Source organism: Sphingomonas sp. Leaf28, assembly GCF_001421685.1.
Taxonomy (GTDB): Bacteria; Pseudomonadota; Alphaproteobacteria; order Sphingomonadales; family Sphingomonadaceae; genus Sphingomonas; species Sphingomonas aurantiaca.
The window spans coordinates 543,018-562,430 of record NZ_LMKX01000008.1; the positions used below are offsets into that span (position 1 = coordinate 543,018).

15 protein-coding genes are annotated in these 19,413 nt (G+C 66.7%); all 15 read left to right on the plus strand.

From position 1 onward, the window contains the following. The 15 genes from ASE79_RS12980 (at nt 1) to rutA (ending at nt 19,227) form a co-directional block, all read left to right on the plus strand. Complete coding sequence (locus tag ASE79_RS12980; RefSeq protein WP_056417075.1) at nt 1–681, plus strand: ABC transporter ATP-binding protein; 681 nt, start codon at nt 1–3, stop codon at nt 679–681. A 103-nt stretch (nt 682–784) separates the two neighbouring features. Further along, a complete protein-coding gene (locus ASE79_RS12985) occupies nt 785–3,196 on the plus strand; it encodes an ABC transporter permease (protein WP_056417078.1) in 2,412 nt (803 codons plus the stop codon). A gap of 10 nt (nt 3,197–3,206) precedes the next feature. Next, nucleotides 3,207–5,603, plus strand: a complete 2,397-nt coding sequence (locus tag ASE79_RS12990) for an ABC transporter permease (RefSeq protein ID WP_056417081.1) — start codon at nt 3,207–3,209, stop codon at nt 5,601–5,603. An 85-nt stretch (nt 5,604–5,688) separates the two neighbouring features. Continuing rightward, on the plus strand, nt 5,689–6,153 hold the full coding sequence (locus ASE79_RS12995) for a hypothetical protein (protein WP_056417083.1): 465 nt from the start codon (nt 5,689–5,691) through the stop codon (nt 6,151–6,153). A gap of 151 nt (nt 6,154–6,304) precedes the next feature. Next, the gene (locus ASE79_RS20985; RefSeq protein WP_156359675.1) at nt 6,305–6,463 is read left to right on the plus strand and encodes a hypothetical protein; all 159 of its coding nucleotides are present in this window, start codon (nt 6,305–6,307) and stop codon (nt 6,461–6,463) included. A 629-nt stretch (nt 6,464–7,092) separates the two neighbouring features. Beyond that, nucleotides 7,093–8,343 (plus strand): lipoprotein-releasing ABC transporter permease subunit, encoded by a 1,251-nt coding sequence (locus ASE79_RS13000; protein ID WP_056417086.1) that lies wholly within the window; start codon nt 7,093–7,095, stop codon nt 8,341–8,343. After that, the gene (locus tag ASE79_RS13005) at nt 8,336–9,049 is read left to right on the plus strand and encodes an ABC transporter ATP-binding protein (protein ID WP_056417089.1); all 714 of its coding nucleotides are present in this window, start codon (nt 8,336–8,338) and stop codon (nt 9,047–9,049) included. The genes ASE79_RS13000 and ASE79_RS13005 overlap by 8 nt, the downstream gene beginning before the upstream one ends. Further along, the gene (locus ASE79_RS13010) at nt 9,046–9,642 is read left to right on the plus strand and encodes a GNAT family N-acetyltransferase (RefSeq protein ID WP_056417091.1); all 597 of its coding nucleotides are present in this window, start codon (nt 9,046–9,048) and stop codon (nt 9,640–9,642) included. The genes ASE79_RS13005 and ASE79_RS13010 overlap by 4 nt, the downstream gene beginning before the upstream one ends. Continuing rightward, complete coding sequence (locus tag ASE79_RS13015) at nt 9,639–10,118, plus strand: glutathione peroxidase (RefSeq protein ID WP_056417094.1); 480 nt, start codon at nt 9,639–9,641, stop codon at nt 10,116–10,118. The genes ASE79_RS13010 and ASE79_RS13015 overlap by 4 nt, the downstream gene beginning before the upstream one ends. 508 nt (nt 10,119–10,626) lie before the next feature. Further along, nucleotides 10,627–14,184 carry a DNA polymerase III subunit alpha gene (dnaE, locus tag ASE79_RS13020; protein WP_056417098.1) on the plus strand — a complete coding sequence of 1,186 codons (3,558 nt, stop codon included), beginning with the start codon at nt 10,627–10,629 and terminating at the stop codon, nt 14,182–14,184. Nucleotides 14,185–14,202: 18 nt separating this feature from the next. Next, on the plus strand, nt 14,203–15,795 hold the full coding sequence (locus tag ASE79_RS13025; protein ID WP_056417101.1) for a long-chain fatty acid--CoA ligase: 1,593 nt from the start codon (nt 14,203–14,205) through the stop codon (nt 15,793–15,795). Nucleotides 15,796–16,149: 354 nt separating this feature from the next. Next, nucleotides 16,150–16,878: a pyrimidine utilization protein B gene (gene rutB / locus ASE79_RS13030; protein WP_056417102.1), complete on the plus strand. Its 729-nt coding sequence runs from the start codon at nt 16,150–16,152 to the stop codon at nt 16,876–16,878. A gap of 100 nt (nt 16,879–16,978) precedes the next feature. Beyond that, nucleotides 16,979–17,362, plus strand: a complete 384-nt coding sequence (rutC, locus tag ASE79_RS13035; RefSeq protein WP_056417107.1) for a pyrimidine utilization protein C — start codon at nt 16,979–16,981, stop codon at nt 17,360–17,362. Further along, the gene (gene rutD, locus ASE79_RS13040) at nt 17,362–18,150 is read left to right on the plus strand and encodes a pyrimidine utilization protein D (protein ID WP_056417110.1); all 789 of its coding nucleotides are present in this window, start codon (nt 17,362–17,364) and stop codon (nt 18,148–18,150) included. The genes rutC and rutD overlap by 1 nt, the downstream gene beginning before the upstream one ends. Before the next feature lie 9 nt (nt 18,151–18,159). After that, a complete protein-coding gene (rutA, locus tag ASE79_RS13045) occupies nt 18,160–19,227 on the plus strand; it encodes a pyrimidine utilization protein A (RefSeq protein ID WP_056417113.1) in 1,068 nt (355 codons plus the stop codon). Nucleotides 19,228–19,413: the final 186 nt, after the last annotated feature.

Here is a 19,413-nt window from a genome sequence, read left to right on the forward strand (position 1 = left end):
ATGATCCATCTTCAGGACCTCAGCCGCACCTATGCCTCCGACGAGATCGAGACGACCGCGCTCGGCGGGATCGACCTGGCCGTCGAGGCGGGCGAATTCGTCGCGATCATGGGGCCGTCGGGATGCGGCAAGTCGACCTTGCTCAACATCATCGGCACGATCGATCGGCCGACCGATGGCCGCTACCTGTTCGAAGGCGCCGACATCGCGCGCGCACCCGAGGCCGAACTGGCCAAGCTACGTCGTGATCGGCTGGGGTTCGTGTTCCAGAGCTTCAACCTGATCGACGAGCTGACGATCGCGGAGAATGTCGCGCTCGGCCTTGCCTATCGATCGATGCCCGCGCGGGAGAAGAAGGACCGGGTGGCGGCGGCGATGGACCGAGTCGGTATCGCGCACCGCCAGCGCCACCATCCGCACCAGCTGTCCGGCGGGCAGCAGCAGCGCGCCGCGATCGCGCGCGCGATCGTCGGCGAACCGCGGCTGATCCTGGCGGACGAACCGACGGGCAATCTGGATACCGAGAACGGCGCGCAGGTGATGGACATCCTTGGCCAGCTGAATGCGGAGGGCGCAACGATCGTGATGGTCACGCACAGCCCGTCGCATGCCGATATCGCCAAGCGCACGGTGCACATGCTCGACGGTCGTATCCTGTCGTCCGCGCGGCGGGTGGCATGATCCGCCGATCGCTCGGGACGCTGGTGTTGCTGCTACTCGTCGTCGTCCTCGTCCGCCATCTCGCCGCGACCAAACCCGCCCGCGACGCCTGAAGGAACCGCCTGTGTCCGTTCTCACCAGCCTCTATCGGTCGCTGACGCGCCACCGCCTGTTTGCCGCACTCAACATCGGCGGCCTGGCATTGGGGATCGCGACGTTCCTCGTGCTGTTCCTGTTCGTGCAGTTCGAGACCGGGTTCGACCGCGTGCTGCCTGCGCAGGACAAGCTGTGGGTGCTCGAGGAGCGCTATGCGATGCCCGGCTATCCGGCCGACACCAGCCCCGAGACGCTGGGCAGCGAACTGACGATCCTGAAGGCCGATTATCCGCAACTCGTCGGCACGCGCTATGCCGATGTCGCCGCGACCGTCCGCCAAGGTGCGCAGGCGACCGCCGAAAGTCTGGCCACGGTCGATCCGAATTTCTTCGATCTGATGCGCTATCCGGCGATCGAGGGCGACCCGACCGCCACGCTCGCCGATCCCAACGGGCTCGTCGTTACGCAGGCCGCCGCGCGCAAATATTTCGGCAGCCAGCCGGCGATCGGTCAGACGCTGCAGCTATCGATCGATGGCAACACCTATCCCTATCGTATCGGCGCCGTGCTGCGCGACATGCCCGACAATGTCAGCATCAAGAGCGAGATGTTCGCGCAACTCGTCCGCGCGCGGTTCGGCAACGAATGGTGGGATCATTGGGGTAGCACATCGCTGACGACGATCCTGCGCTTTCCCGATGTCGCGGCAGCGCGCGCGTTCGAGGCGCAATTGCCCTCGTTCCTCGACGCGCACGCCTATAGCGGCAACATCAAGAAGGGCGAGTATTTCCAGTCGTTGCGTCCGATGACCGCGATGCACCTGTACACCCCTGGCGACCGCGCGATCGTGACGACGCTGGGCGCGGTCGGGCTGCTGACGTTGCTCATCGCGATCGTCAATTACGTCAACCTGGCGACCGCACGCGCGGGGCTCCGCGCGCGCGAGGTGGCGATGCGCAAGGTGCTCGGCGGCACGCGCCGTTCGCTCATGCGACAGTTTCTGGGCGAGGCGCTCGCGACCGTCGCGGTGGCCGCATTGATAGGGCTGGCATTGGCCGAGATCGCCTTGCCGTTCGTCAACACGCTCGGCGGAACGAAGCTCGCGGTCGGGTATCTCGGGGCAGACGGCATCCTGCCACCGCTCGTGGCGCTGGTATTGGGGATTGCGCTCGTCGCCGGGCTGTATCCCGCCTTCGTGCTGTCGAGCTTCCGGCCCGCCGCGGTGCTCGCGTCGACGCGCGCGCCGGGCGGTGGTCGCGCCGGGGCACGGCTGCGCGGCGGACTGGTCGTGATCCAGTTCGCGATTGCCATCGCCTTCGCCATCGCGACCGCGACGATGCTGGCGCAGACTGCGCATATGCGCGACGCCGATCTTGGTTTCCGGCGCGACGGGCTGATGATCGTGCGGTCGCTCATGACGGGCGGGATCGACGCGCCGCAACGCGCGGCGATCCTGCGCGCCTTGGCGGCGGTGCCGGGCGTGACCGGCGTCACGGTCGGCAACAACGCGCCGGGCGACCAGAGCACGACGAACTTCTCTGGCTATACCCGACCGGGCGGCTCCAGCGTGAAGACGTCGGTCATGGATGTCGATACGGGCCGCGACTATTTCAGGGTCTATGGCGCGCGGCTTATTGCCGGTCGCCTGTTCGATACCGCGCATGCCGATGATCGCGCGCTGCTGACGCTCGAGCAGCGCAAGCGGACCGGGCCCAATATCGTGATCAACCGCAAGGCGGCCACCGCCTTGGGCTTCGCATCGCCCGCCGCAGCGCTGGGGCAGGCGATCAACGACGGCAGTCGGCCATCGACGATCATCGGCGTGGTCGACGACGTGCGGTTCCGCAGTCCGCGCGATCCGGTCGATCCGGTCGCCTATAGCTACAACAGCATCGACATCCTCTCGCCCTATGCCGCGGCGCGCTATGCCGGCGATCCCAAGGCGATGGCGACCGCGATGGAGGCGGCGTGGAAGCGAGTCGTGCCCGGCGTTCCGTTCGACGCGCGCTCGGTCGAGGACAATCTGTTCCGGCGCTATTACAAGGCGGATGCGCAGCGCTCGCGGTTGTTCACGATCGGGGCGGTCCTGGCGATCGCGATCGGCTGTATCGGGCTCTACGGCCTCGCCGCGTTCGACACGACCCGACGCGTCAAGGAGATCGGCATCCGCAAGACGCTCGGGGCGTCGACCGCGGACGTGCTCATGCTGCTGATCGGGCAGTTCATGCGGCCGGTGATCCTGGCCAATATCGTCGCCTGGCCGCTCGCCTATGTCGCGATGCAACGCTGGCTGGCCGGGTTCGACGACCGCATCGCGCTGTCGCCGCTGGTCTTCCTGGGCGCCTCGCTCGCCGCGGTGCTGATCGCGAGCGCCACCGTCCTCGGCCAGGCGTGGCGCGTCTCGCGCGCCGAGCCCGCGCGCGCGCTGCGCTACGAATAGGATCATCATTATGCACGCTGCACTGCTGACCCTGTACCGGTCGCTCGCCCGGCATCGTCTGTACGCGATCCTGAACATCGGCGGGCTCGCGCTGGGCGTTGCCGTGTTCCTGGTGCTCTTCCTCTTCGTGCGGTTCGAGACGGGCTATGACCGCGTGCTGCCGGGGTGGGAGCGGGTGTGGAAGGTGGAGCGCAGCATCCAGTTTCCGGGCAATCCGCGGTTCCAGATCCCCTCGTCGCCCGAGCTGCTGGCGCAGCTCAGGGCCGCGTTTCCCGGGCTCGTCGGCGTGCGGATGACACCGTACGACACCGCCACGGTGTTGACGGGGCAGAGCAGCGCCACCGCCAGGCTCGCGCTGGTCGATCCGGGCTATTTCCGGATCTTTCCGTCGCCGGTGCTGGAGGGCGATATCGCGAGCACGCTCGCACGCCCCGATGGCATCGTCGTCACCCGCATGGTCGCCGAGACCTATTTCGGCAGGGCCAGCGCGCTGGGCCGTACCTTGACGGTCGCGCGCGACGGCAAGCCCGCGGTCTACCGGATCGGTGCGGTGATCGCGAACCTGCCCGCGAACACGACCTATGTCAGCGATCTGTTCGCGGCGATGCCCGCGCGGCCCGCCGCCGACGAACAATCCGCCGGCTACGGCGTGACGACCTTCCTGTCGTTGCCCGATGCCGCGAGCGCGGATCGGATCACCACCTTCATCCGTCGCCACCCCGATCCGGGTTTCAACGCGGACAGCATCAAGTTCCTGACCGAGGACATCACGCCGCTCGCCGACCTGCACCTCGCGGACAGGCGCAGCCGCACGGTCGTGACCGTGCTTGGCACCGTGGGGGCGGTCGCGTTGCTGCTGGCGATGCTCAACTATGTGAACCTGGCGACCGCGCGGGCAGGGATGCGCGCACGCGAGATCGCGATGCGCAAGGTGCTCGGGGCGACGCGCGGCATGCTGGTCGTCCAGCTTCTCGGCGAAGCGCTGGTCGCCGTGACGCTGTCGGCGCTGGTCGGCCTGACGCTGGCGGAGATCGCGCTTCCGTTCGTCAACGCGATCGGCGGGACGGGGCTCATGCTGGTCTATTGGGGCGCGCGATCGATCCTGCCGGCGCTCGCCGCGCTCGTCGTGCTCGTGACGCTGCTCGCAGGCTTCTATCCCGCCTTCGTGATTTCGCGGTTCCAGCCCGCCGCGGTGCTCGCCGCGGCACAGACTCCGGGGGGCGACCGCACCGGGGCCCGCGTCCGCAAGGCGTTGGTCGTGCTCCAGTTCGCGATCGCGACCAGTTTGATGATCGGCACGGCGGTGCTCGTCGCGCAGGCCCGCCACGTCCAGAATGCCGATATCGGCTTCGGTCGTGATGGCCTGATACTCGTGAACGGGTTTGGCGACCGCGCGCTCGATCCGGCGCAGCGGACCGAACTCGCGACCGCGATCCGCGCTATCCCGGGCGTGGCGGCCGTGACGACGAGCGGCATCGTGCCCGGCGGCGGGAGCTTCGCGATCGGCAAGATGCACCGCGCGGGGGCGACCGGCGACCCCCCGATGATCGTCCAGGGCACGGTCGGAGACGCCTTTTTCGAAACCTATCGCGCGAGACTGATTGCGGGGCGGTTGTTCGATCCCGCCCGCTTCGTGCTCGACATCGGCAATGGCGAGAAGGATCCGCCCGCGCGACTGCCGAATGTGATCCTCAACCGCACCGCGGTCCGGAGGCTGGGGTTCGCGCGCCCCGCGGACGCGATCGATCAGGTGGTGGCCCGCGATGCCGGCGCGGTCCGGATCGTCGGTGTCGTCGACGACATGCGGTTCGGCACGCCGCGCGATCCGGTCGATGCGCTGGCCTATAGCTACCGGCCCGATGGCGGCTATCGCTCGGTTCAGGTCGTCCGGACTGCGGGCGATGCCGCGCCGGTGCTCGCGCGCATCGAGACGCTGTGGCATCGGATCGCGCCGGCGGTGCCCCCGGCCGCGGTGACGGTCGATCAGAAACTCTACGAATCCTTCTATCGCCAGGACGTCCAGCGATCGCGGCTGTTCATGATCGGTGCGGTCCTCGCGGTCGCGATCGGTTGCATCGGGCTCTATGGCCTTGCGGCGTTCGATACCGCGCGGCGCGTGAAGGAGATCGGCATCCGCAAGACGCTCGGCGCCTCGACGACCGACGTGCTGCGGCTCCTGATCGGGCAGTTTCTGAAACCCGTGCTGATCGCGACGATGATCGCGGTGCCGCTTGCCTATTACGCGATGGAGCATTGGCTGGCCGGGTTCGACGACCGGGTCGCGCTGTCGCCCTGGCTGTTCGTTGGCGCCGTCGCGCTCGCCGCGAGCATCGCGGTGGCGACGATCCTGGGCCAGACGCTCCGCGTCGCGCGGAGCGAACCCGCACGGGCGCTGCGATATCAATGAACTGCTCGCTTTACCTGTTCGGGACCGCTTCCGATCGCCGATGCGTTACTGGCGCTTGGCGTAGAACGATCGACGGGAGTTTCACATGCAGCGGTACAAAGCAGCGATTGCCGGAGGGCTAGTGGCTGGCCTGGTCACGACGGCGGTGATGGTGGCGGGTCGCAAGACCGGCGTGCTCACGAAGACGCTCGATCGCGATGCGGTCGACTGGATCGACGACGTGACGGGATCGCGGGCGGTGATCGGCGACGCGGGCACCAGCGCGGTCGAGTTCGCCAACCATCTCGGCGCTTCGGCCGCGTTCGCCGCGGCGCTGCCCGCGATCCAGCGCGCGGCGCCGTCGCTGTCGCCCGCCGCGATCGGCGTGCTGTACGGCACGGCATTGTACGTCGTGAATATCGCCGGGATCGCGCCGGTCCTCGGCATCACCGATGGTGAAATCAACGCCGGACCGCGCAAGGCGGCAGAGCGCTGGGCGATCCACGTCCTCCAGGCCGTCGTCACCGCACTGGTCGCCGAGCGTCTGGCCGCCGGGTCGGACGCGGACTAACCGTTTTGCTGGGGGCGCAGCGAGCGCGCAGTGCCTTCCAGCCAAAGCCCCGTTCGCCACGCCTGAATGCGGGAAGCCTGAACCTCCCGTTTCAGCGTTGGCACCGAAATCATGCCGGGTTGCGACACGATAGGGCGTAGCGGCGGGAACCATGAAATCGGAACTTCACATGCGCGTCCTGCTGCCGGGTCTTTTGCTGATCCTGGGGGCGTGCAGCGACCATAAGCGATCGAACAGCTTCGACGCCAAGCCGAGCGAGAACAAGGCGACGCCCTATAGCGGCGTGCCTGGGGAAGAGCAGAAGACATAACAGGCGGGGCCAGGCTCGCTTCCATCCTCGAGATTTGGCCGGCTGAACATCTGTGCCGTCCCTGTCGATCGCTTACGGAAGGGTAGATGGGCCGCGCGTAGCAGACGAGACTGCACGGAGCGCCCCGTCATGCAGGCGCGGCATCTTTCCGGAAGAATACGTGCGTCGATAGTAATGATCGTCGCGGAGTGTTCTGGCGGTAGCAGCCGCGACGGCGCGATCACCATTCCGAACGGCGCCGCAAAGTATAGAGACTGTGATGAACTCTACCGGACAAGCAAACGCCCGGATCGTTGCCGATCCGGGCGCCTGCGTGACGATCGCTCGTCAGCCCCCATTTTTGTGCTTCCGCTCTGCACCTTCGGTGCGGCGTAAAAGCAGTCCCCGAACCACGGCCGTTGCCTGTGTCTCAGCAAGGTTTTTGCTAGTTATGTCAGCGGGCTTTGTCACGATATTTGCGAGGGCGGCGGCACGATTGGATACGCGCTGTGGCGATTGCGCAACATACCAATCTAGCCATCGGGCGCGGTCATACCCATGGTGGCGGTCCGCGCGGGCGCAGTTGCCTCGCGCGGGGCCGCGTCCTAGAGCCGCAGGACTGTTTCCCTAACGATCGAACCCGGCTGCCCATGATCCTGTCCCGCTATGAACGGATGATAGCCCGCCGCTATCTGCTGCCGGGCAAGGGCGAGGCGTTCATCTTCCTCGTCGCCTCGATCAGCCTGGTCGCGGTGATGCTCGGCGTCGCCGCGCTCGTCATCGTGATGAGCGTGATGAACGGCTTCCGCGCCGAGCTGTTCGACAAGATCGTCGGGCTCAACGGCCATGCGGTGGTGCAGGGCGTCGGTGGCAAGCTGCCCGACTGGCGCGATATCGTCGCGCAGGCGCGCGCGACTCCGGGCGTGACCAGCGCGGTGCCGCTGATCGAGCAGCCGCTCGCCGCCACCTATAATGGTCGCGCCGAGGCGGTGCTGGTACGCGGGATGCGCGTCGACGACATCCGGCGCAATTCGACGATCCAGGGCAAGGTCCTGATGGGCTCGCTGTCCTCGATCACGCAAGGCAGCGGCCGGATCGCGATCGGCTCGCGGCTCGCCGAATCGCTCGGTGCGCAGGTCGGGTCGGAAATCTCGCTGTTCAGCCCGCAGGGGCAGACGACGCCGTTCGGCACGGTCCCGCGTATCGTCAGCTACACCGTCGGCGCGATCTTCGAGATCGGCGTCTATGATTACGACAAGGCGTATATCATCATGCCGATCGAGGATGCGCAGACGCTGCTCCTGATGGGCGATGCGGCCGGCATGGTCGAGTTGAAGACGGTGAACGCGGACAAGGTCGGCGAGATCCTCAAGCCGCTGGCGGACAAGATCGGCGGCCGCGCGATCATCCAGGACTGGCGGACGATGAACGCGCAGCTGTTCGAGGCGCTCGCGGTCGAGCGGGTCGCGATGTTCACCGTGCTGTCGATCATCATCCTGGTCGCGGTGTTCAACATCCTGTCGTCGCTGATCATGCTGGTGCGCGCCAAGACTCGCGATATCGCAATCCTGCGGACGATGGGGGCGACGCGCGGCGGATTGATGCGGATCTTCATCGTCGTCGGCACCACGATCGGTGCGCTCGGCACGGTCGCGGGGCTCGCGCTCGGCTTCGTCTTCCTGTTCTATCGGCAGGGCGTGGTGAACTTCGTCCAGCTCGTCACCGGGCAGGATCTGTGGGATCCGTCGATCCGCTATCTGACCGAGCTGCCGTCGAAGACCGACCCGGTCGAGATCATCGTGATCGCGCTGATGGCGCTGGTCTTCAGCTTCCTCGCGACGCTCTATCCGGCCTGGAAAGCGGCGAGTACCGACCCCGTGCAGGTGCTGCGTTATGAATAATGGCCTTCCGATCGATCGTCGCAGCGAGCAGGCCTATGGCTATGTCCTGGAGACGAGCGGGCTGACCAAGAGCTTCACGCAGGGTGGCGCGACGATCGACGTGCTGCGCGGCGTCGACCTCGCGATCGCGCCGGGCGAGATCGTCGCGCTGCTCGGGCCGTCGGGGTCGGGCAAGTCGACGCTGTTGCAGGCGGTCGGGCTGCTCGAAGGTGGCTTCCAGGGATCGATCAAGATCGCGGGCACCGAGGCGTCGAAGCTCAACGCGCATGAACGCACGGTGGTGCGCCGCGACAGCCTGGGCTTCGTCTACCAGTTCCATCATCTGCTGCCGGATTTCAACGCGACCGAGAACGTCGTCCTGCCGCAGCTCGTCCACGGCGCCACGCGCGCCGAGGCGGATGCGCGGTCGGCGGAGTTGCTGACGCAGCTCGGCCTTGGCCACCGCCTGACGCACCGGCCGAGCCAGCTGTCGGGCGGCGAGCAGCAGCGCGTCGCGGTCGCCCGCGCGCTCGCGAACAAGCCGGCTTTGGTGCTCGCGGACGAGCCGACGGGCAATCTCGACGAGCATACCGCCGACATCGTCTTCGCCGAATTCGTCCGGCTGGTCCGCGAGCAGGGCACCGCGGCGCTGGTCGCGACGCATAACGAGCGCCTCGCCGCGCGGATGGACCGCGTGTTCCGGCTCCACGAAGGTCGGCTGGCGTGACCTGGGACGCGACGCCGACGCTCGTCGGGCGTCACGTCACGCTCCGCCCGCTGGTCGCCGACGACAAGGACGCGCTCGTCGCCGCCGCGTCGGCGGACGATCTGTGGGACCTGTTCTACGCCAACGTCGCGATGATGAAGGCGCCCGATCGCTGGTTCGACGCCGCGTTCCGCGAGCAGGCGTTCGGCCGTGCGCGGATCTTCGCGGTGGTCGCAGGTGACACCGTCGTCGGGAGCACCCGCTTCATGCGGATGAACGCGGGGCACAGGCGGCTCGAGATCGGCGGCACCTTCTACGCGACCGCGGTGCAGCGCACCGGCGTCAATACCGATGCCAAGCTGATGCTGCTGACGCATGCGTTCGAGACGCTCGGCTGCGCATGCGTCCAGATCCGCACCGACAGCCTCAACAAGCGGTCGCAGGCCGCGATCGAACGGCTCGGCGCGAAACGCGACGGCGTGCTGCGCGGGCATCAGGTGATGGCGGACGGCCGCTTGCGCGATACTGTCGTGTACAGCATCTTGGCGCATGAATGGCCGGGCGTCCGTCAGAACCTGACGTATCTGCTTAGCCGCCACGGGAGTGCTGCATGACCGCGATCACCGATTTCACCGTCAAGGCCGCCGACGGCACGCCCGCCGCGCTCGAGGCGTATCGCGGCAAGGTGCTGCTGATCGTCAACACCGCGTCCAAATGCGGGTTCACACCGCAATATGAGGGGCTCGAGGCGCTCCACCGCAACTATGCCGAGCGCGGGTTCGAGGTGCTCGGGTTTCCGTGCAACCAGTTCGGCGGGCAGGAGCCGGGCGATGCGGCGGAGATCGCGAATTTCTGTTCGCTGACCTACGACGTGACGTTTCCGGTGTTCGCGAAGGTAGACGTCAATGGTGGGGACGCGAATCCGCTGTTCGAGCGGCTGAAGGCGGATGCCCCGGGTGTGCTCGGGTCGAAGGCGATCAAGTGGAACTTCACCAAGTTTCTGGTCGATCGGGAGGGGAGGGTGGTCGATCGGTACGCGCCGACGACCAAGCCGGCGGATATTCGGGTGGATATCGAGAAGCTGCTGTAGAACTTCCGCTACCACCGGCACTTCGACTGCCACCCCTGCACCCCCATACCACCCCGGCGAAGGCCGGGGCCCAGTTGGAAAGGTCGCAGTAACAAAGCGTAGACCTTAGTTAGCAACGTCCCCCAACTGGGCCCCGGCCTTCGCCGGGGTGGTGTTTGGGGGGCACCCGCGAGAAGAAGCGTGTTCCCCCGCGAAGGCGGGGGCCCAGACTGGGCTCCCGCCTTCGCGGGGGAACAATGCTACCGAATATTCGAGTGCGCCCGTCTTGCGTGCCGGCGCCGTCCTCAACCCACACTCCCGTCATCCTGACGAAAGTCAGGATCCAGAGCCACGCAGTCCGTCGCCCGCGGCTCTGGATCCTGGGTCGAGCCCAGGATGACGGACGAAGCTTGGGCGGAGGCGCCGCAAGCCCCGCCGTCCACACTCCCACCTCAATTCATCGCGTCCCAGCCCTGCTCATCCCCCAACGCGACTGGTCGAATCACGCCCGAGCGCCTACCTGCTATCGATGCATTCCGGTTACGTCCCGCTCCGCGTCTTCTCCTGCTACACCATGCTCGACGGCGCCATCGATCCGAAGGCGATTGCCAAGCAGGCGCGCGCGCTGGGCTTTCCCGCGGCGGCGCTGACCGACCGCAACGGGCTGTACGCCGCGATGGCCTATTCGGACGCCGCCAAGAAGGACGGCGTGCAGCCGATCATCGGCGTGATGCTGGGCCTCAGCCGCCCCGACATGCCCGACGGCGTCGCCACCCCGTTCGACTGGATCGCGCTCTATGCGCAGAACGCAAAGGGCTACGACAACCTCTGCGCACTCGTGTCGATGGCGCATCTCGACCGCCCGATCGAAATGCCCGCGCATGTCGATTTCGCCGCGCTCGAACGCCACACCGACGGGCTGATCGCGCTGACCGCGGGCGGCGAGGGTGGTCTCGCGCGGCTGTTCGCCGAAGGCCAACCCGACCGCGCCCGCGCCTATCTCGACCGCCTTCAGGGGCTGTTCGGCGACCGGCTGTATATCGAGCTGTCGCGCCGCGGCGATGCGACCGAGATGGCGGCCGAGGCCGATCTCATCGACATCGCGTACGAGCGCAACCTGCCGCTGGTCGCGACCAACCCGTGCTGCTTCACCGAAAGCGCGTTCGGCGACGCGCACGACGCCATGCTCTGCATCGCGCATTCGACCTATGTCGAGACCGAGGACCGCATCCGCAGCTGCCCCGAAGCATGGATGAAGCCCGCCCCGGTGATGCACGAGATGTTCGCCGACCTGCCCGAGGCGATCGCCAATACGCTGGTCGTAGCCCAGCGCTGCGCGGTGATGGCGCCGTACCGCAAGCCGATCCTCCCCAGCCTCGCCGGCGATATCGAGGGCGAGGCCAAGCTGCTGCGCGACGACGCCGAGGCCGGGCTCGAAAAGCGTCTGGCGCGCATCACCGAGCTGCAGGGAGAGGGCGAGGACGGCTGGCGTGAGGTGTATCGCAAGCGCCTCGCGTTCGAGGTCGACGTGATCGTGCAGATGGGCTTTCCCGGCTACTTCCTTATCGTCGCCGACTTCATCAAATGGGCGAAGGATCACGACATTCCGGTCGGCCCGGGCCGTGGGTCTGGCGCAGGCTCGGTCGTTGCCTGGGCGCTGACGATCACCGATCTCGATCCGATCAAGCTGGGGCTGCTGTTCGAGCGCTTCCTGAACCCGGAACGCGTGTCGATGCCCGATTTCGACATCGATTTCTGCGAAACCCGCCGCGTCGAGGTGATCCGCTACGTCCAGGAGAAATATGGCCGCGACCAGGTCGCGCAGATCATCACCTTCGGTAAGCTGAAGGCACGCGCGGTGCTGAAGGACACCGGCCGCGTGCTCCAGATGAGCTATGGCCAGATCGACCGCCTCGCAAAGCTCGTCCCCAACCACCCGACCGATCCCTGGACGCTCGAGCGCGCGCTGAACGGCGTCGGCGAGCTCGCCAAGGAATATGCCAACGACAATGGCGTGCGAAAGCTGCTCGATCTGGCGATGAAGCTGGAGGGGTTGCCGCGCCACTCGTCGACGCACGCCGCGGGCGTGGTGATCGGCGACCGGCCGCTCGCACAGCTCGTGCCGCTCTACCGCGATCCGCGCTCGGACATGCCCGTCACGCAGTTCGACATGAAATATGTCGAGGGCGCAGGGCTCGTGAAGTTCGACTTTCTCGGGCTGAAGACGCTGTCGGTGCTCCAGAAGGGCGTGCAGTTGCTCGCCAAGCGCGGCGTCAAGGTCGATCTCGACGCGCTCGAATGGGATGATGCCGGCGTCTACGCGCTGCTCCAGAAGGGCGACACGGTCGGCGTGTTCCAGCTCGAATCGGAGGGCATGCGCCGCACGCTGTCCGCGGTGCGCCCGTCCAATTTCGGCGATATCATCGCGCTCGTGTCGCTGTACCGACCGGGCCCGATGGACAATATCCCGTCGTTCGGGCGCCGCAAGAACGGCACCGAGACGATCGAATATCCGCACCCCGCGCTCGAGACGATCCTGTCGGAGACCTACGGGATCTTCGTCTACCAGGAACAGGTCATGCAGGCCGCGCAGATCCTCGCCGGCTTCTCGCTCGGCGGCGCCGATCTGCTGCGCCGCGCGATGGGCAAGAAGATCAAGGCCGAGATGGACGCGCAGCGCGCGATCTTCGTCGAGGGCTGCGCCAAGGTGAACAACATCCCGAAGGCGAAGGCCAACGAGCTGTTCGACTTGATCGACAAGTTCGCAGGGTACGGCTTCAACAAGAGCCACGCGGCCGCCTATGCGCTGCTCGCCTATCAGACCGCGTGGCTGAAGGCGCATTACCCGCACGAATTCTTCGCCGCCTCGATGTGCTACGACCTCCACCAGACCGACAAGCTGGCGATCTTTACCGACGACATGCGGCGTCTGGGCATCGTCACGCTGCCGCCGTGCATCAATGCGAGCCAGGCCGAGTTCGACGTCGAGGTCCTGCCCGACAACGAGGAAGAAGACTGTTCACCCGCGAAGGCGGGTGCCCAGACTGGGTCCCCGCCTTCGCGGGGAAGCAATCTGGCGGTGCGCTATGCGCTCGGTGCGCTCAAGAGCGTCGGCGAAGGCGCGATGGAGAAGCTCGTCGTCGAGCGCGTCGAGAACGGTCCGTTCGCCGGGCTCGACCAGCTGGCCAAGCGAGTCGATCCGCGCCTGCTCAACAAGCGCCAGCTCGAGACGCTCGCCGCCGCGGGCGCGTTCGACTCGTTCGAGCCCAACCGGGCGGGCATCCATGCCACCGCCGAGACGATCCTCGCGATCGCCGCGCGCACGCACGAGCAGAAGACCAGCGGGCAGGGCGGGCTGTTCGGCGATGCCGAACCCGCGGGCGACGCGATCAAGCTGCCGCCGTCGGTGCGCTGGACGCTCAGCCAGCGGATGGACCAGGAGAAGGAGGCGTTCGGCTTCTATTTCTCCGCGCACCCGGTCGATCGCCACCGCCACATCGCCAACAGCCACGGCGCGCGCGCCTATACCGCGCTGTCCGAACTCAACATCCCCGACGACGGCAGCCGCGCGGGCGCGACGATGGCGGTGCTGGTCGAGGACGCGCGCTACCGCACGTCCGCGCGCGGCAAGCGGTTCATGATGGCGCAGTGTTCGGACGCGAGCGGCCAGTTCATGGCGACGTGCTTCGACGAGCAGGTCTCGAAGGATCTGGAGGAAGCCGCCAAGGCCGGCGGCTGCGGGCTCATCACCGTCGAGCTCGATCGCAAGCCCGGCGAGGACACGCCGCGCGTCAGCATCAAGCGGATCCAGCCGTTCGAGGGGCTCGCCAACCTCGCGCGGTTCCAGGTCGTGGTGACGATCTCGGACATGGCCGCGTTCGCCGGTCTCGCATCGTTGCTCGCCGACCATCGCGGTGCGCGCGGCGAGGTGCGGGTGAAGGCGCAACTGCCCGATGGCGAGCTGTGCGTGCTGCTCGGCCGCGACTTCCTGCTCGACGGCGAACTTGCGGAGCACATCGAGTCGTTGCACGGTGTGACCAAGGTGGAGCTGAAGACCTCTGAAACGAGGCTCGCTCTGGTCGGATAACAGCTTGGGAGAGCGAGAATGCTGGGTGGAATGCAGGATTTCGAGCTTCGTGTTCCCCGGCTGATCGACCACGCCGCGCGCGAACACGGGGCGAGGGAACTCGTCAGCTACTGGGCCGATGGTCGCGAGACGCGCACGACCTGGTCGGGCATTGCCCGCGACGCGCGCAAGCTCGCGCAGGCGCTCGAAAAGCTCGGCGTCGCGGCCGGTGACCGCGTCGCGACGCTCGCGATGAACCATGCGTATCACCTCGTCGCCTGGTACGGCACGATCGGGATGGGCGGCGTGATCCACACGATCAACCCGCGCCTGTTCGACGAACAGCTCGTATACATCGCCAACCACGCCGAAGACCGCGTGATGCTCTACGACAAGGCATTCCAGCCGCTCGTCGACCGGCTGCGCGGCCAGTGGACCAGCGTCCGCCATTATATCTGCTTCGACGATCTTGGGCCCGACGGTTTCCAGGCGCTGCTGGATGCCGAGGATGGCGACTATGACTGGGTCGAGGGCCCCGAGCGCGATCCGTGCATGCTTTGCTACACCAGCGGCACCACGGGTAATCCGAAGGGCGTGCTCTACACGCACCGCTCGACGATGATCCACGCGATGGCGGAGGTCGCGCCTTGGGTATTCGATCTGTCGCCGAGCGCGGTGGTGCTGCCGGTCGTGCCGATGTTCCACGCCGCCGCCTGGGGGCTGCCGTTCGCCTGCGCGCTGTCGGGGGCCAAGGTCGTCTATTCGGCGGTGAACGATCCCGCGGTGCTGTGCCGGTTGATGAATCAGGAGCGCGTCACGCATTCGGCGGGCGTGCCGACCGTGTGGCTGGCGATGTTCGGCCATATGGATGCGACCGGCGAGGCGCCCGAGCATCTGAAGCTGGTGACGATCGGCGGCTCGGCGGCGCCGCGCGCGATGATCGACCGGATCATGCGGATGGGCGCCGATGTGAAGCACCTCTGGGGCATGACCGAGACCTCGCCGATCGGCACCGCGGGCTTCGCGCCGCCGCACTGGGACGACATGACGCATGACGAGAAGCTCGATCTCGTCGGCAAGCAGGGCAGCGTCCCCTTCGGGATCGAACTGCGCATCGTCGACGACGAGGGGACCGTCCTCCCGCGCGACGGGTCGATCGCGGGCAAGCTCCAGGTCCGCGGGCCGTGGGTCGTCCAGCGCTATTTCGGCGCGGACGAGGATGCGGTCGATGCGGAGGGCTGGTTCGACACCGGCGACGTCGCGATGCTCCATACCGACGGTACGATGCAGATCACCGATCGCTCGAAGGACGTCATCAAGTCGGGCGGCGAATGGATCAGCTCGGTCGATCTCGAAAACGCGGCTGTCGGGTGTCCGGGCGTCGCGGAGGCGGCGGCGATCGGCGTGTACCATCCCAAATGGGACGAACGGCCTGTGCTCATCGTCGTGCGCAAGCCCGGCAGCGAGGTTGGCGAGCAGGCGATCCTCGCGCATCTGGCGGGGCATGTCGCCAAATGGTGGCTGCCCGACGCGATCGTGTTCGTCGACGAGTTGCCGCATACGGCGACGGGGAAGCTGCTCAAGACGGCGCTGCGCGACCGGTTCAAGGATTATGCGCTGGTGGCGGTGTAGGGCGACGGCGGCGGAGGGACGCGTCGTGTCACCGACGTTTGAGACACCAAAGTCGGGCACAGCACCGCCCGTCATCCCAGCGAAAGCTGGGACCTTCACGTGGCATGCGCTGCGGCCCGAACCGGGAGATCCCAGCTTTCGCTGAGATGACGATGGTGGCTGGTGCGTGGCGTGCCTGGGGTGAGGTGCGATGCGCGTGCGGTTCTCGCTTCCTTGTTCTCCCGCGAAGGCGGGAGCCCAGTCTGGGTCCCCGCCTTCGCGGGGATACACACTTGTTTGGGGCTGGCTGGATACGCTTCCACCCCAGATCATTTCGCACTTGCACAATGCCGACGATCCAGCGAGCTTGTCACAATGACAGTCGGCCCCCCGATCCTGCGTACTGGTGCGAACGAGGCGAACGCCGTCACGCTGCCCGCGCGGCCGGAGGCGCTGCGTCTCGATCCCACCGAAACCGCGGTGATCGTCATCGACATGCAGAACGCCTATGCGTCGCCCGGCGGCTATGTCGACACCGCGGGCTTCGACATCGCCGGCGCGGCCGCCACGATCGCGCAGATCGCCAAGGTCCTCGCCACCGCGCGCGCCGCGGCGATGCCGGTGGTCTTCCTCCAGAACGGTTGGGACGCGGACTATGTCGAGGCGGGCGGCCCCGGCTCGCCCAACTGGCACAAGTCCAATGCGCTCAAGACAATGCGCGCGCGCGCCGAACTGCACGGCCAATTCCTCGCGCGCGGCGGCTGGGATTACGAGATCGTCGATGCGCTGAAACCCCAGCCCGGCGACATCCGCGTCCACAAGACGCGCTATTCGGCGTTCTTCAATTCGCAGCTCGACAGCATCCTGCGGTCGCGCGGCATCCGCAACCTCGTCTTCGTCGGCATCGCCACCAACGTCTGCGTCGAGAGCACGCTGCGCGACGGCTTCCACCTCGAATATTTCGGTGTGATGCTGGAGGATGCGACGCATCACCTCGGGCCGCCCGAGATGCAGGCGGCCACCGTCTACAATGTCGAGAAATTCTTCGGCTGGGTCAGCACCGTCAGCGATTTCTGCGGCTCGTTCGGGCAGTTGCCGAAGTGACGCACCGCACACGCCCGTTCGTGCTGAGCGAACTCGAAGCCCCGCCACCACCCATGCCCTTCGACGTCGCTCAGGGCGAACGGAGGTAGAGGAGCCGACCATGCCGTTCGACGCCATCAACCCGCCGCAGTTCCCGACCCCGATCGCGCCCTATTCGGCGGCGGCGAAGGCCGGCAACACGGTGTACGTCTCGGGGGTGCTGGCGCTGGGCGAGGGGGGCATCGTGTTGCATGTCGGCGACGCCGCGGCGCAGACCCGCGCGGTGCTGGAGACGATCAAGACAACGCTCGAGGCCGCGGGCGCGACGATGGCGGATATCGCCTTCAACCACATCTTCCTGAAAGACCTCGCCGACTATGCCGCGTTCAACACGGTGTATGCCGAGTATTTCCCCGGCCCCAAGCCCGCACGCTACTGCATCAAGACCGAGCTGGTGAAACCCGACTGCCTTGTCGAGATCGCCAGCATCGCCCACCTCGCCTGATGCCCGACGCAGGCGGCATCCACTGGGAGTCGCACGGCCAGCCGGACGGGCCGGCGATCCTGTTGTCGAGCGGTCTTGGCGGATCGGGCAGCTATTGGCAGCCTAATCTCGCCGCGCTCGCCGCCCGCCACCGCGTCATCACCTATGATCACCGCGGCACCGGCCGCTCCGATCGCCATGTCGCGGGCGATCTCACCGTGGAGGCGATGGCCGCCGACGTCGTCGCGCTGATCGATGCGATCGGGATCGATCGCTGCACCTTTATCGGCCACGCGCTCGGCGGGCATATCGGCCTCGCGCTCGCGCTCGCAGCGCCCACCCGGCTCGACCGGCTCGTCGTGATCAACGGCTGGGCCAAGCTCGACCTCCACACCGCGCGCTGTTTCGACACGCGGCTCGCACTGCTGCGCAACAGCGGCCCGCGCGCCTATCTCCACGCGCAGCCGCTGTTCCTCTACCCGCCGCAATGGATCGCCGATCACCATGATGCGCTCCAGGACGAGGAGGAGGTGCTCCTCGCGCACTTCCCCGGCGCGGACATGATCGAGCGGCGGGTGGCGGCGGTGCGGCGCTTCAACATCGCCGGCCGCCTCGACGAGATTCGCGTGCCGACGCTGCTGGTCGCGTCGGACGACGACATGCTGGTGCCGCCGTCCGCTTCCGAAAAGCTCGCCGCCGGCATCCCCGGTGCGCTGCTCGCGCGGATGGCGGTGGGCGCGCACGCCTGCAACGTCACGCGGGCGGCGCATTTCAACATGTGGCTGCTCGACTGGCTCGACGGCGAATAGGAGCGGCATATGCAGGTCGGCGTCTTCGTTCCCATCAACAATAATGGCTGGCTGATCAGCGAAACCGCGCCGCAGTACAAACCGAGCTTCGATCTCAACAAGGCGATCGCGCAGGCGGCCGAGAAACACGGGCTCGATTTCCTGCTGTCGATGATCAAGCTGCGCGGCTTTGGCGGCAAGACCGAGTTCTGGGATTACGGGCTGGAGAGCTTCACGCTGATGGCCGGGCTTGCTGCGGTCACCGAGCGGATCAAGATCTTCGCGACCTGCCCGACTCTGCTCATCCCGCCCGCTTATGCAGCGCGGATGTGCAACACGATCGACTCGATCAGCCATGGCCGGTTCGGGCTGAACCTCATCACCGGCTGGCAGCCGCCCGAATATACGCAGATGGGGATGTGGCCCGGCGACGAGCATTTCCGCAACCGCTACACGATGCTCGACGAATATGCGCACATCCTGCGCGAGCTGTGGGACGAGGGGACGTCCGACTTCAAGGGCGACTATTACCAGATGACCGACTGCCGGGTCTGGCCCAGGCCAACCGGCGACATGAAGATCATCTGCGCCGGATCGTCCGACGACGGCCTCGCCTTCTCCGCCAAATGGGCGGACTATGCCTTCTGTCTGGGGAAGGGCGTCAACACGCCCACCGCGTTCGCGGTCAACAACGAACGCCTCGCGCTTGCGACTTCGAAGACCGGTCGCGACGTGCAGGTCTTCGTCCTGATCATGATCATCGCCGCCGAAACCGACGACGCGGCGATGGCCAAGTGGCAGCATTACAACGCGGGCGTCGATGTCGAGGCGATCGCGTGGCTGATGGATCAGGGCGCGAAGGACACGCACAATAAGGACACCAACGTCCGCCAGCTCGCCGCCCCCGAAGGCGCGGTGAATATCAACATGGGCACGCTGGTCGGCTCGTATGAAAGCGTCGCGCGGATGCTCGACGAGATGGCTGCGGTGCCGAACACCGGCGGCGTTTTGCTCACCTTCGACGATTTCCTCGAAGGGGTGGAGGCGTTCGGGACGCGGATCCAGCCGCTGATGACCAGTCGGGCGAGCGTGGCTTAGATTGCGCGGCCCTGCGCCGGAGGCGGGCATGACTGAGCTACGACTATACATCTACCACCCCGGCGAAGGCCGGGGCCCAGTTGGGGGACGGAGGTAACGAGTAGCGGAGCTCCGTTACAACGACCTTTCCAACTGGACCCCGGCCTTCGCCGGGGTGGTGCGTGGGTTGGCATGGCTGAACTCGCC

Excerpts from the sequence above, each read along its gene's own strand:
- ASE79_RS12980 (WP_056417075.1), top strand. The coding sequence starts at position 1 with ATGATCCATCTTCAGGACCTCAGCCGCACCTATGCCTCCGACGAGATC.
- ASE79_RS12990 (WP_056417081.1), top strand. The coding sequence starts at position 3,207 with ATGCACGCTGCACTGCTGACCCTGTACCGGTCGCTCGCCCGGCATCGT.
- ASE79_RS12995 (WP_056417083.1), top strand. The coding sequence starts at position 5,689 with ATGCAGCGGTACAAAGCAGCGATTGCCGGAGGGCTAGTGGCTGGCCTG.
- ASE79_RS20985 (WP_156359675.1), top strand. The coding sequence starts at position 6,305 with ATGAAATCGGAACTTCACATGCGCGTCCTGCTGCCGGGTCTTTTGCTG.
- ASE79_RS13000 (WP_056417086.1), top strand. The coding sequence starts at position 7,093 with ATGATCCTGTCCCGCTATGAACGGATGATAGCCCGCCGCTATCTGCTG.
- ASE79_RS13005 (WP_056417089.1), top strand. The coding sequence starts at position 8,336 with ATGAATAATGGCCTTCCGATCGATCGTCGCAGCGAGCAGGCCTATGGC.
- ASE79_RS13015 (WP_056417094.1), top strand. The coding sequence starts at position 9,639 with ATGACCGCGATCACCGATTTCACCGTCAAGGCCGCCGACGGCACGCCC.
- dnaE (WP_056417098.1), top strand. The coding sequence starts at position 10,627 with ATGCATTCCGGTTACGTCCCGCTCCGCGTCTTCTCCTGCTACACCATG.
- ASE79_RS13025 (WP_056417101.1), top strand. The coding sequence starts at position 14,203 with ATGCTGGGTGGAATGCAGGATTTCGAGCTTCGTGTTCCCCGGCTGATC.
- rutB (WP_056417102.1), top strand. The coding sequence starts at position 16,150 with ATGACAGTCGGCCCCCCGATCCTGCGTACTGGTGCGAACGAGGCGAAC.
- rutC (WP_056417107.1), top strand. The coding sequence starts at position 16,979 with ATGCCGTTCGACGCCATCAACCCGCCGCAGTTCCCGACCCCGATCGCG.
- rutD (WP_056417110.1), top strand. The coding sequence starts at position 17,362 with ATGCCCGACGCAGGCGGCATCCACTGGGAGTCGCACGGCCAGCCGGAC.
- rutA (WP_056417113.1), top strand. The coding sequence starts at position 18,160 with ATGCAGGTCGGCGTCTTCGTTCCCATCAACAATAATGGCTGGCTGATC.